This window comes from Roseateles sp. NT4 (genome assembly GCF_051857475.1).
In the GTDB taxonomy this organism is placed as follows: domain Bacteria; phylum Pseudomonadota; class Gammaproteobacteria; order Burkholderiales; family Burkholderiaceae_C; genus Pelomonas.
The window spans coordinates 165,708-178,668 of record NZ_JBPZGZ010000007.1; the positions used below are offsets into that span (position 1 = coordinate 165,708).

Sequence of the window (12,961 nt, forward strand, 5' to 3'; positions counted from 1 at the left end):
GAACCGGAGGCTGGAACGAATACGGGGCATGATGCCAGCATGCACAGCTTCATCTTGCCCGACATGAGCTGCGGCCATTGCGTGGCCGCCATCACCGAGGCGCTGAAGGCCGCCGACGACCAGGCCCGGATCGACATCGACCGCGAAGCCAGGACGGCCAGCGTCGAAAGCGCCCTGCCCCGCGCCACACTCGCCGCCGCACTGACCGAGGCCGGCTATCCGCCGGCCCCGAACCCCGCTTAAGCGAAGCGGAAAGGCAGCTCGCGCTGGCGCTGGCCGGTCAGGCGCGCCACCGCATTCGCGAGAGCCGGCGCCAGGGCCGGCAAGCCGGGCTCGCCCATGCCCTTGGGCGGGTCGTTGCTGGGCACGATGCTGACCGTCATGACCTTGGGCGCATCGGTGATGCGCGGCATGGCCATGTCGTAGAAGTTGTTCTGCTCGACGGCGCCATCCTTGAAGGTGACGCGGTGCGTCGGCATCGTCGTCGCCAGGGCCATGATGGCCGCGCCCTGCACCTGGGTCTCGACCGCCTTGGGATTCACGCAGAGATTGCAATGCACGCCGGCATGCACTTCCTGCAGCACCGGCTGGCGGTCCTTGCCTTTGCCCTTCATGCTGGCCACGACGACATAGGCGACGACGGACTCGAAGCTTTCGTGCACGGCCACGCCCCAGGCCTGGCCGGGCTTGAGCTTGCGCTTGCCATAGCCGCTCTTGTCGACGGCCGCCTGCAGCGCCAGGCGATGGCGCTCGGCCTTGGCGTTGCCCTCCATCAACTTGAGCCGGTAGGCCACCGGGTCCTGCTTGGTGGCAAACGCAATCTCGTCAACCAGGGTCTCCATCACATAGGCCGTGTGCGTGGAGCCGACCGAGCGCCACCACAGCACCGGCACATTGACGTCGGGGTGATGCACGCTGAGGTTCATCGGGAACTCGTAGGGCTCGCGCATGCCCTCTGTCGTCGTGCCGTCCACGCCCTTCTGGTAGCCGAAGCCCTCCAGCGGCGAGCCCTTGAGGATGCTCTGGCTGACGATGCGGTGCTGCCAGCCGGCGATCTTGCCGGTCGCGTCGAAGCCGATCTCGGCGCGGTGCACGGTCATGGGCCGGTAGTAGCCCGACTTCACATCGTCCTCGCGGCTCCAGATCACCTTGACCGGCATGGGCTTGCCCGCCTGCGCGAGCGCCACCGCCACGGCCGCCGCCTCGCGCGGCCACTCGGTGGCGGGCGTGGCGCGCCGGCCGAAGCCGCCGCCGGCCATCTGCACGTGGATCTGCACCTGCTCGGGCTTGAGCCCGACCGTCTTGGCCAGGTTCATCGCGTCGATGCCGGGCATCTGGGCCGCGTAATAGAGATCGCAGCGGTCGGCCTTCAGGTCCACCGTGCAGGCCAGCGGCTCCATCTGGGCATGGTTCAGGTAGGGGAAGACGAAGTCGGCCGTGATCTTCTTGGGTGCCTTGCTCCAGGCGCCGACATCGGCCTGGAATTCGGGCTTGGGCGCCGGCGTGCCGGCCGTCCTGGCCAGGGCCAGGTACTGCTTGGTCAGGGCCACCGTGTCGGGCCTGGCCACGCCGGCCAGGTCCCAGTCCACCTTCAGCGCATCTCGGCCCTTCTTGGCCGCCCAGTAGCCGCTAGCCACCACCGCCACGCCCTGGCCGCCACGGTCCAGCGGCACCGGCAGCACGGCCTTGACACCCTGGACCTTGAGCGCCTCGCTGGAGTCCAGCTTGGCGATCTTGCCGTTGAAGACCGGCGGGCGCTGGATGACGGCCACGGCCATGCCGGGCAGCTGCACGTCCATGCCATAGGCCTGGGTGCCGGTGCTCTTGGCCTTGCTGACAACCAGGCCGGTCGGCTGGCCGATGAGCTTGAAGTTCTTGGGGTCCTTCAGCGTGACGGCCTCGGGCACCGTGCCCTTCATGGCGGCGTCGAAGAACTCGCCATAGCCGGCGCTCTTGCCACCGCCCGAGATGACACCGTTCTCGGCCTTCAGTGACGAGGCCGGCACGCCCCAGCTTTCGGCCGCGGCGGCCACCAGCATGGCCTTGGTGCGGGCGCCGAGTTCACGGTATTGCTGGTAGCTGTTCTTGACCGAGTTGGAGCCGCCGGTCAGGTGGATGCCGAACAGCGGATCCACATAGGCGGCCTTCTGGTCGCCGAAGCCGGTGCGCACCCGGCTCCAGTCGGCGTCCAGCTCCTCGGCGCAGATCATGGCCAGGCCGGTCTCGATGCCCTGGCCCATGTCCATGCGGTTGCACAGGATGGTGGTGGTGCCGTCCCTGGCGATGCTGACGAAGGCCAGCGGCTGTTCGGTCGGCTTGGAACCGGGCTTGGGCGCCTGGGCCGAGGCGACGCCCGGCAGCAAGGCCAGGCCGACGGCGCCGCCGAAGGTGGTGGTGACAAAGCTGCGGCGGGACAGCCCACCGGAGACAAGCTGGTCGATGCGACGTGGGTTCAGCATGGCGGCCTCCTCAGGCGAGTTGGGCCGCGGCCGCGTGGATGGCGGCGCGGATGCGGGTGTAGGTGCCACAGCGGCAGATATTGCCGGCCATGGCCGCGTCGATCTGGGCGTCGCTGGGCTTCTGGTTGCCCTTGAGCAGGGCCACGGCGCTCATGACCTGGCCGCTTTGACAGTAGCCGCACTGGGCCACGTCATGCTCGACCCAGGCCGCCTGCACGGCCTGGCCGACCTTGTCGCCCGCCACACCCTCGATGGTGGTCACCGGGCCGGTCACCGAGGAGATCGGTGTCAGGCAGGCGCGGATGGGCGTGCCGCCCACATGCATGGTGCAGGCGCCGCACTGGGCAGCACCGCAACCGAACTTGGCTCCGGTCAGCTGCAGTTCCTCGCGCACCGCCCACAGCAGGGGCATGTCGGGGTCTGCGTCCAGCGAGACGGCGCGACCGTTGACGGTCAGATTGATCATGGCGTCCTCCGAGATGAGCCGCGGGCGACTCTAGCCAGAAGCAGCAGCCCAGTACATCACTCAGGCATTGCCGCCCGACGGACGGATGGCCTGGGCCAGGGCGGCCAGGGCGACGGGCTTGACCAGATGGCCGTCGAAACCCGCTGCGGCCGAGCGCTGGATGTCCTCGGGCTGACCATAGCCCGTCAGCGCGACCAGGCGCATCAACCGGCGGGCCGGCGTGGCGCCCAGGCGCCGGGCGACCTCGTAGCCGTCCATGCCCGGCAGGCCGATGTCCAGCAGTACGACGTCGGGCTGCCAGTCTGCCGCCATGGTCAAGGCGTCCTGGGGCCCGAAGCCGGTGCGCACCTCATGGCCGTCGGCGCGCAGCATCATGGCCAGGGATTCGGCGGCGTCCTCGTTGTCGTCGATGAGCAGCACGCGCCGCGGCGGCTCGACCTGGCTGGCCGGCGGCGGCATGGCCGCGAGGGGCTGCTGCAGCAGCGGCAGGCGGATCTCGAAGGTCGAGCCCTGGCCGATGCCGGCACTGCTGGCGCTGATGCGGCCGCCATGCATCTCGACGAGACGGCGCACCACCGACAGGCCGATGCCGAGGCCACCCTGGGAACGGTCCAACGTGCGCGCGCTCTGCACGAAAAGGTCGAAGACGACAGGCAGCATGTCCGGCGCGATGCCGGCGCCGCTGTCCTGCACCCGCATGACAGCCTCTTCGCCCTCGCGCGCCAGCTCCAGGCGCACCTCGCCGCCGGAGTCGGTGTACTTGGCGGCATTGGACAGCAGGTTGACCAGGCATTGCTGCAGCCGCGCCGCGTCGCCGCGCACGCTCAGGGTCGGCCCCGCCACCACCTGGAGATGATGGCCGCGCTCCTGCATCGCCGGCCCGACCGCCTCGACCGCCGCGGCGACAACGCCGTGCAACTCGACCGGCTCGCGCTCGAGCTCGATGCGGCCATGGGTGATGCGCGACACGTCCAGCAGGTCGTCCACCATGCGGCTCATCTGCTGCACCTGGCGGTCGATGATCTCCACCGCGCGGCGCTGCGGCGCGCCGGATGGCGTCGTGCGCAGCATCAGTTCGGCCGAGTTGCGGATGGGCGCCAGCGGGTTGCGCAACTCATGGGCCAGCATGGCCAGGAACTCGTCCTTGCGGCGGTCGGTCTCGCGCAGCCTCTCCTCCATGCGCTTGCGCTCCGTCATGTCGAAGGAGATGCCGCTGAGGCGCACGGCCTCGCCGGCATCGTTGCACAAGGCCTGGGCACGGGTCTCCAGCCAGCGCACCTCGCCGTTGTCGGGGCGAACGATGCGCTGCTCCAGCGTGAAGCCGCCGCCATCCTGCGCCGCTTGGTCGATGCTGGCGCGTATCGCATCGACATCGTCGGGATGCACGACGGAAAAGCCATCCTCGAGATGCCGCAGCGAGGCGCCCAGCACGTCGACGGCGTTGTCCGACACCCGCAGCACGCGCGTGGGCAGATCGATCTCCCATGTGAACATGCGCGCGTTGGCCAGGAAGAGATGGAGCTGCTGCTCGCCCGAGCGGCGCGCCAGGTCCAGCTCGATGAGGGCGGCCACCCGCGCCAGCAGCTCGCGCGCCGTGAAGGGCTTGATGAGGTAGTCGTCAGCACCGGCGCTCAGGCCCTCGATGCGCGCCTCCTCGCCGGCGCGGGCCGACAGCAGGATGACGGGCAGGGTGTGCAGGGCATCGTCGGCGCGCAGGGCCGACAACAGGCCGAAGCCGTCAAGCCGCGGCATCATGACGTCGGACAGCAGCAGGGCCGGCCGCTCGCGCCGCACCGCGGCCAGGGCCTGTTCGCCGTCGGCCACCTCCTCGACGCGGAAATGAGGCGCCAGCAGGCTGCGCAGGTATTGGCGCATGTCGGCGTTGTCGTCGGCGATGACCACGCGGGCGCCCAGCGTCGCGCGGTAGCGATCGCCGATCTCGGCCAGCTTGCCGCTCGGCGCCTCGTCGTGCGCCTCGGGCTGAGGCAGCCAGCGCAGCGCTTCCTGCACATAGGACGAGGCCTGGCTGGCGGCCGGCGACTGGGCTTGCTCATGCCTGAGCTGCTCGGCCGGCAGATGGGCATGGCCGAAGGGCAGGCGCAGCGTGAAGCGCGTACCGCGGCCGAGCTCACTGTCCACATCGATGCGGCCGTGATGCAGGCGCATCAGTTCCTGCACCAGGGCCAGGCCGATGCCGCTGCCCTCGTGGGTGCGCGCCTGCACGCCCTCGACACGGTGGAAGCGCTCGAACAGGCGCGGCAGCTCCTCTGCGGCGACGCCGATGCCGGTGTCCTCGACCTCGACGACGGCCCAGCCCGCCTCGACGCCGACACGCACGTTGACGCTGCCCTGCAGCGTGTACTTCAGCGCGTTGGACAGCAGGTTCAGCAGGATGCGCTCCCAGTGGTCGCGGTCGACATAGACCGGCGCCGGCAGCGGCGCGCAGGCGACGCGGTAGGCCAGGCCGGCCGTCTCCATGGCCGAGCGGAAGCTGCTGGCCAGTTCGCCGGTCAGGGAGGCCAGGTCGGTGGGCCGAAAGACCGAGGTCACGCGGCCGGCCTCGATGCGCGAGAACTCCAGCAGCGCGTTGACCAGCTTGGACAGGCGCAGCGTGTTGCGCTCCACCATCTGCAGGCGGCTGCGCGCCGCCGGCGGCAGCTGGGCGTGATCGAGGGCCTCTCGCAACGGCCCCGCCATCAGCGTCAGCGGGGTGCGGAACTCATGGCTGATGTTGGAAAAGAACACGGTCTTGGCGCGGTCCAGGCGCGCCAGCTCCTCGGCCTTGCGCCGCTGCATCTCATAGGCCTCGGCGTTGCCGATGGCCGCGGCGAGCTGCTGGGCCACCAGGCCCAGGAAGTCGGTGTAGTGGTCCTGCGGCAGGCGATAGGGGTTGAGGCCGACGATGAGGACGCCCTCCTGGCCCGCGTCGCCACTGGGGCGGATGGGCAGCACCACACCCTTGGCGGCGGCCTCCTTCCAGTCGCCGCGGGGCCAGGCCACCCCTGCCGGCAGGGCATCCACCACCCAGGGGCGCTGCGAGCGCAGCACCTCGTCCGCTCGCCAGGGTTCGCCACGCACGTCGACGGTCGACATCACGTCCAGCCAGTTGCCGCCACCGCCCGCCGTGCCGGCCAAGGAGAAGGCCGATTTGCCGTGCTCGCGCAGCAGCACGGCGGCAAACAGCACGTCCTTGCGGTTGGTCTCCAGCGCCTCGGTGCAGCGCTGCACGGCGTCGACCACGGTGCGGGCGTCGGCGGCGCGGGCCGCGAGCTCGCGCAGCAGGTCGAGCTGGCGTTCGCCGACGACGCGCAGCGTCTCGTCGGAGTTGGCGCAGATGATGCCGGCCGGCACGCCGTCGTCGCCGGGAATGGGGCTGTAGGAGAAGGTGTAGTAAGTCTCCTCCGGGTAGCCGTTGCGCTCCATGATGAGGAGCTGGCTCTCCGCGAAGATGCCGTCGCCCGTCATCGCCGTCTCCAGCAGCGGGGCGATCTCAGGCCAGATCTCGCGCCAGACCATGGCGATCGGCTGCCCCAGGGCCCAGGGATGGCGGCCACCGATGATGGACTGGTAGGCGTCGTTGTAGAGGTAGATGAGCTCCGGCCCCCAGCCGATCCAGATCGGCTGGCGCGAGGTCAGCATGATGCGCACCACCGTCTTCAGGCTGCGCGGCCAGCCGGCCGGATCGCCCAGCGGCGTGGCGCTCCAGTCGTGGGCCCGCATCAACTCGCCCAGCTCGCCCCCGCCGGCCATGAAGGAGGACGTGTCGAAGTCGCGGGGCGCGGGCAGGCTCATGCGGCGCGACGATAGCGCCAACCTGTCGCCCACGATGGCTTCGGCCCATAAAAAAGGGGCTCCGAAGAGCCCCTTGCTGCCGCGCCGTGGGCGCGGGTCATTTCACTTGAACTGATAGCTGGCCGTGGCGTACCAGAAGCGGCCGCGCGGGTCGACGAAGGAGCCGGCATAACCGGTCACGTGCGAGCCATAGCTGGACACGGCGGTGAACGGCGGATCCTGGTTCAGCAGGTTGCGCGCGCCCAGGCGCAGGGACAGGGTCGACATCGGCTTCCAGCCGACCGACATGTTCCAGCGGCTGGTGTCCTTGACCTTGTGCTCGACGGACGGGCCGACGTTGGCCTCCACCAGGCCCGCGGACTCCGTCCAGCCCTTGATGAAGTTGTTTTCCAGCGTGACGTTCCAGTTGCCCAGGTTCCAGTCCAGGCCCAGGGTGTGCTGCCACTTGGGCACCGGCTGCACGCCGGCGCCGTCACCGGCCGTGCCCTCATAGGACACGAAGGGCGTGCCCTTGCCGTTCTGCTGCTTCCACTGGTTGATGTAGCTGCCGGTGAAGCTGGCGCCCAGGCGGCCCATTTCGCCCAGCGGCCAGCTGGCCTTTACGTCCACGTCGATGCCGTTGGTCTTCAGGTCGCCCAGGTTCTCGACCGGCGTCTCGATGTAGCTGATGAAGCCGCTGGTCAGGCGATGGACGCGGGCGTTGTAGCGCTGGTAGAGGATCGGGTCGGACATGATGGCGTCGCCGCCGATGGTGCCGATCTGGTCCTTCTTCTGGATGTGCCAGTAGTCCAGGGCGATGGACAGGTCACGCACCGGCTCGAACACCGCGCCGATGGAGTACTGGCGCGACTTCTCGGGCTTGAGCGTGGGATCGCTGGACAGGCGCACATTGAACTGCGTCTCGCAGCGCGGGTCGCCCGCCTGGCCGGCCGGGCAGTTCGGGTCGACCAGGGAGTTGGCCGTGTTGGTGAAAGCCGTCGGGCTGTTCACGTCCCACAGCGTCGGTGCGCGGAAGCCGGTGCCGGCGCTGCCGCGCAGCAGGATTTCCTTGCTGGGCTGGAAGCGCAGCGTCACGCCAGGGTTGAAGGTGGAGCCGAAGTCGCTGTAGTGGTCATAGCGGGCCTTGACGGTCGCTTCCCAGCCCTTGGCAAAAGGCATGGACAGCTCGCTGAAGACCGCGTAGATGGTGCGCGAGGCCACCGTCTTGGGCACGGTGCCTTCGCCGCCGATGTGCAGACCCAGCTCATAGTCGGGGTTGACGGCGTGGTCGTCGGCCTTTTCCTTGCGCAGGTCGGTGCCGACGGCCAGCATCATCGGGCCGCCCGCCATGCTCATCAGCTCCTTGCTGGCCTTGGCATCGAACGCATAGGTCGTGCTCTTGGAACGGCGCATCGGGCCTTCCATGCGCGCACGGTCCAGCGCGGCCAGGCCGGCGGCGTCCTGCGGGCCGAAGGGGTTGATGACGCCCGTCGCCAGCTCGGCGATGAAGCGGCCTTCATGCAGATAGTTGTAGTAGTCCAGCGAGCCCTTGGCCTGCGACATCGTCAGGCCGGCGTCGTAGTCCCAGCCGGCCATGATGCCGGTTGCGCCCGCGACAAAACGGGTCTGCTCGTTCAGCACGTTGTTGGTACGCGGGCCGACCGGCACGGAGCGCATGGCGATCTCGGTGAAACCGCCGCCCAGCGTGTCGAACTGGGCCGGCGTGTAGCCCAGGCTCAGCAGCAGGTCGCGCGGGAAGTATTTGCTCGAGATCGGCAGCGCGAAGGACGGGTAGGTGCCGTCGGCCTTCACATGACCCGCTGTGGAGTCGATGGGCACGGCGGCGGTGCGGCCGATGGATTCGTTGCGCGCGTAGCTGGCCTCGAAGAAGACCTGCGAATCGGCGCCCGTGTCCAGCGTGAACCGACCGAAGGCATCGGCCTTCTTGGAGTCGGGCAGGTTTTCCTGCATGGCCGGATAGATGAAGCGGCAGCGCTTGATCGGCGTGCCGTTGGGCGTCGTCGTGGTCAGCGTCTGGATGGTGTTGAAGTTGGGGTCGCAGGGGCTGAAGGCCGCACCCGCGTTGGCATAGGCGCCCGGCGTGATATTGAAGTCCACGAGGCGGCCAGGGAAGGAGCGGCCCGAGGTCGGGGGATCCGAGCCGGGGATCTCGTCGATGCCGCGCAGATACCACTTCTGGTCGAGGGAGCTGACCTTGGTCTGCTTCTTGACGTTGCCGGTGACCAGCAGGTTGTAGCCGTCGGTCTTGAGGCCACCCATGCCGAAGGCGATGGAGGCGCTCGTTTCCTTGCCGCCGATGCTCTTCTCGGGGGCGCCGTACTTCAGGGTGATGGCGCCCTTGTCGTAGTCCTTGCGCGTGATGAAGTTGATGACGCCGCCGACGGCGTCGGTGCCGTACACGGCCGAGGCGCCGTCACGCAGCACCTCGATGCGGTCGATGGCCGCGAAGGGGATGCTGTTCAGGTCGACCGACGAGTTGCCGCCGATGGAGCCGAAGGCGAAATTGGCCAGGCGCCGGCCGTTCAGCAGCACCAGCGTCGAGTTGGGGCCCAGGCCGCGCAGGTTGGCAAAACTCTGGGAGTAGCCCGCGCCCTGCGTCGAGTCGGACTGCATGGCCGTGTTGGCACCGATGCGGCGCAGGATGTCCTCGACGTTGGTGGCGCCGGTCTTCTCGATCTGGTCGCGCGTCATCACCGACACGGGCAGGGCCGTCTCGGATTCGACCCGCTTGATGGAGGAGCCGGTGATGGTGATGCGTTCAAGCTGCTGCTGGCCCGGCGCGTTCTGCGCGGCGGCCGTGCCGGCGATGCCGGCGGCCAGCAAGGCCAGCGCCAGTCGGGTGTGGCGGTGTTGCATGGAAGCGAACTCCTGGTCATTGGGGCTTTGTGAAGGGGTCGCCCCGACCCCCCGCCGCGGCGCGGCGTGTTGCCCTCGTGCAAAGAAGTGTGAGGGCCACTTCACGCCGTTTCCCCTGCGGGAAGTCAGGCTGTGGCGCCATCGCCGCACCATGAACTAGGGACTGACTTTCCTCACGGGCGCTCCACGCCCTAACGGCCCAAACTCGCGCGTACCTGCGTCGCCACTCAGGGCTTGAAACCGTACTCCCGGTAGATGCGCTCTACCGCGCCCGTGCGTGACAGCTGCGCGAACGCGGCCGTGAAGGCCTCGAGCACCGGCGCATGCCGGGCCTGACCCTTGTTGAAGAGCAGGTAGTAGCCAACGACGGACGCCTCCGGATAGGGCGCGAAGCTCAGCGCCTCCATGTCGGCCCGCGCGATGCCATGCCGCTCGGCCGAGGCCCGCAGTTCGGCGGTCGAGAGCAGATAGTCGCAACGCCCCAGCAGCAGCTTGGTCACCACCGCGCGCAGGCTGTGCGCACCGGCATCGACGCTCTTGCTGACCCCCACGCCCTCGAGCCAGGCGTAGTTGGACCCCGAGACGCCGCACATGCGATGCTGGCCCAGCACCTGATACGACGTCAGCGTGTGCGGCAGGTCGCTGCGCGCCGTGACGAACCAGACCCCGCCCGTGAGCTGATGGATGGGCCCGAGGAAGGCGTAGTCGGCCAGCCGCTGCGGGTTGACGCTGGCGTAGAAGGCGAAGTCCACCGCTTCGGGGCCGGTCGCCTTCGCCTGGCGCAGGCAGCGCGCCCAGGGCAGGGGCTGCAGCACGAGTCGCAAACCCGCCTGCTGTGCCATCGCCTTGACCAGGTCGACCGCGGCGCCGCGCCAGACGCCGTCGGTATCCAGGTAGCCGTAGCCTGAACGATCCGCCTCGTCGAAACAGGCCGTCACGACTTCTTCCGCGCCCCAGGCCGATGCCGCGCCAGCCATCAAGGCCGCGGCGAGCACGCCGTTGAGCAGGGCGGTCTTCATGAGCGGGCGTATTTGGCCAGGGCCTGCAGCAGCGCCGCAAGGCTGAGCGGCTTGGTCAGGTGGGCATCGCAGCCCGCCGCCAGCGACTGCTGCACATCGGTGTCGAAGGCGTTCGCCGTCAGCGCGACGATGGGCAGGCGGGGGCGGCCTTCGGCGGCCTCGATGGCACGCCACCGGCGCGTCGCCGACAGGCCGTCGGTGCCCGGCATCAGCATGTCCATCAGCACCAGGTCGAAGTCGCCCTCACGCAGCGCCGCCAGGGCTTGTTCGCCGTCGCGCACCCGGGTGATGTGGTGGCCCAGCGGCTGCAGCATGCCGTCGATGACGAGCACGTTGACGTCGTTGTCCTCGGCCAGCAGCAGCGCCAGCGGCCGGCCTGGCGCGATGCGCTCGGCGCGCGGCTCGATGAGGTCGTCGTGCGGCGGCCGCGAGTCGGGCAGATCGAGGCGGACCTCGAAGCGGCTGCCCTCGCCGGGGCGGCTCTGCACGCTGACATCGCCGCCCATCAGCCGCGCCAGGCTGCGCGTGATGGCCAGGCCCAGGCCTGTGCCGCCGAACTCCTGGGCGATGGCAGCGTCGGCCTGGGCGAAGGGCTGGAAGATGCGCTCCAGCTTGTCCGGCGCGATGCCGATGCCGGTGTCCTGCACGCTGATCAGGGCCAGGCCATCGGCGTTGCGCGCCAGCTCCACCGTGACGCCACCCGTCTTGGTGAACTTGATGGCATTGCCGACCAGGTTGGTGACGATCTGGGCCACGCGCTGCTGGTCGCCCAGCACCCAGCCCGTGGCCTCGGTGCGCGCGAACACGCGCAGCCACAGGCCCTGGCTCTGGGCGCGCGAACGCAGCAGCTCCAGCTGCAGCTCGACCAGGTCGACGAGGTTGAAGGGATGCGAGGCCAGCTCCAGGCGGCCGCTCTCGATGCGGGCGTTGTCGAGCAGGTCGTTGATGAGGGCAAAGACCTGGCGCCCGGCATGGCCCAGCACTTCCACGAAATGTGCCTGGTCGGGCTTGAGCGGCGAGCGGGCGAGGATGTCGGAGAAGCCCAGCACGGCATTCATCGGCGTGCGCATCTCGTGGCTGACCTGGGCCAGCAGCTCGGTCTTGGCCCGGCTGCGTGCATCGGCCAGCTCGCGTTCGCGCGTCAGCTCGCGCTCGCGCTGGCGATGCGCGCGCTCGTGCTCGACGGCCGTGAACAGCAGGGCCAGGCCCAGCACATAGAGGGCCGGCGCCGGCATGGGCAGCAGGCCCGCGCCCACGGCCGACCAGGCCGTGATCGCCATGGCGGCCATGGCCAGCCCCGCGGCCACAGCCTGGCGGCGCAGCAGCAGCGGCAGCAGCCCGAGCACCAGCAGGCCGGCATCGACGGCCCAGACCGCCGCACCGCTGTCGCGCAGCAGCGGCAGCGGCTCACCGCCCAGCGCCTCGAAGACGGCCGCGTTCAGCGTCGTGCCCGACAGCCGGCCCTGGGGCGTCATGACCTCGTCGGCAAAGAAAGCGCTGCTGCCGACAAAGACACTGCGGCCGGCCAGCAGCCGGGCCAGTTCGGGGTCCTCGGTCTCGCCCAGGGCCGCCCGCATCAGGCGCTGCCAGGACACGCGCGGCGGCTCGCCACCGTCCAAGGGCAGGCGCAGCCGCAACTGGCCCGACTCGTCCACCGGCCAACGGCGCGTGCCGGCCAACAGTTCGTCGCCCTCCCGCCGCCAGGCCAGCGCGCCATCGGCACGCAGCCGCGCCGCAAAGGCCAGGCTGGGCAGGCTGCGCCCCTGCACGCGGTGCAGCAGCGGCAGGCGGCGCAGCAGGCCATCGTCGTCCAGGGCCACGGAGATGACGCCGAGGCTGGAGGGTTCGGTCAGCGCGTCCAGCAGGGCATCGGTGGGCGCGGTCAGCGCATCCCAGTCCAGGCCCGGCGCATGGGCGGCGCCCAGGCGGTTCAGCACACGCTGCTCGGCGGCGCTGGCCGGCGCCAGTTCGACGGCCGCGCGTTGGTGCAGGCCCGCCGCGGCCAGCACGGTCGGCGGCCCGGCCGCCAGCGTTGCGGCCAGTCGAGCGTCGCCCTCGCGCGGGCCGGAAAAGACGATGTCGATGACGACCAGGCGCGCGCCCGCCTGGCCGAGATAGTCCAGCATCAGCGCGTAGACCTCGCGCGAGTACGGCCACTCGCCCAGGGGCTGGCGCAGGGCGCGCAACGAGGCATCGTCGATGTCGACGATGACGCTGGTGGCGGGGGCCGGCGGCGGCGCGGCGGCACGCAGCAGCAGGTCGCCGATCGCCCGGTCGACGCGCGGCTGCGCGCCGGTCAGGCTCAGCAGCACCCAGAGCACCAATGCGCCGGGAAGGGAGAGCCAGGGCCAGCGTTTCAAACCCGGCTT

Annotated in this window: 7 protein-coding genes; 1 reads left to right on the forward strand and 6 read right to left on the reverse strand. The window is 69.7% G+C overall.

Annotated elements, in window-relative coordinates; all coding sequences use genetic code 11:
• Window positions 1-39 precede the first annotated feature (39 nt).
• Window positions 40-243, forward strand: coding sequence for a heavy-metal-associated domain-containing protein (locus ACS5PN_RS29470; RefSeq protein ID WP_439467582.1), 204 nt, complete (start codon window positions 40-42; stop codon window positions 241-243).
• Here ACS5PN_RS29470 and ACS5PN_RS29475 read toward each other — a convergent pair.
• The 6 genes from ACS5PN_RS29475 to ACS5PN_RS29500 form a co-directional block, all read right to left on the reverse strand.
• Window positions 240-2,459, reverse strand: a complete 2,220-nt coding sequence (locus ACS5PN_RS29475; RefSeq protein ID WP_439467583.1) for a molybdopterin cofactor-binding domain-containing protein — start codon at window positions 2,457-2,459, stop codon at window positions 240-242. The two genes, ACS5PN_RS29470 and ACS5PN_RS29475, sit on opposite strands and share 4 nt — an antisense overlap.
• A gap of 10 nt (window positions 2,460-2,469) precedes the next feature.
• Window positions 2,470-2,925, reverse strand: coding sequence for a (2Fe-2S)-binding protein (locus ACS5PN_RS29480; RefSeq protein WP_439467584.1), 456 nt, complete (start codon window positions 2,923-2,925; stop codon window positions 2,470-2,472).
• Window positions 2,926-2,985: 60 nt separating this feature from the next.
• Window positions 2,986-6,717, reverse strand: a complete 3,732-nt coding sequence (locus ACS5PN_RS29485; protein WP_439467585.1) for an ATP-binding protein — start codon at window positions 6,715-6,717, stop codon at window positions 2,986-2,988.
• Between the two features lie 102 nt (window positions 6,718-6,819).
• Window positions 6,820-9,573 carry a TonB-dependent receptor plug domain-containing protein gene (locus ACS5PN_RS29490; RefSeq protein WP_439467586.1) on the reverse strand — a complete coding sequence of 918 codons (2,754 nt, stop codon included), beginning with the start codon at window positions 9,571-9,573 and terminating at the stop codon, window positions 6,820-6,822.
• A 227-nt stretch (window positions 9,574-9,800) separates the two neighbouring features.
• Window positions 9,801-10,592 carry a substrate-binding periplasmic protein gene (locus ACS5PN_RS29495; RefSeq protein WP_439467587.1) on the reverse strand — a complete coding sequence of 264 codons (792 nt, stop codon included), beginning with the start codon at window positions 10,590-10,592 and terminating at the stop codon, window positions 9,801-9,803.
• Window positions 10,589-12,952, reverse strand: a complete 2,364-nt coding sequence (locus tag ACS5PN_RS29500; RefSeq protein WP_439467588.1) for a CHASE2 domain-containing protein — start codon at window positions 12,950-12,952, stop codon at window positions 10,589-10,591. Before ACS5PN_RS29500 ends, ACS5PN_RS29495 begins: the two co-directional genes overlap by 4 nt.
• Window positions 12,953-12,961: the final 9 nt, after the last annotated feature.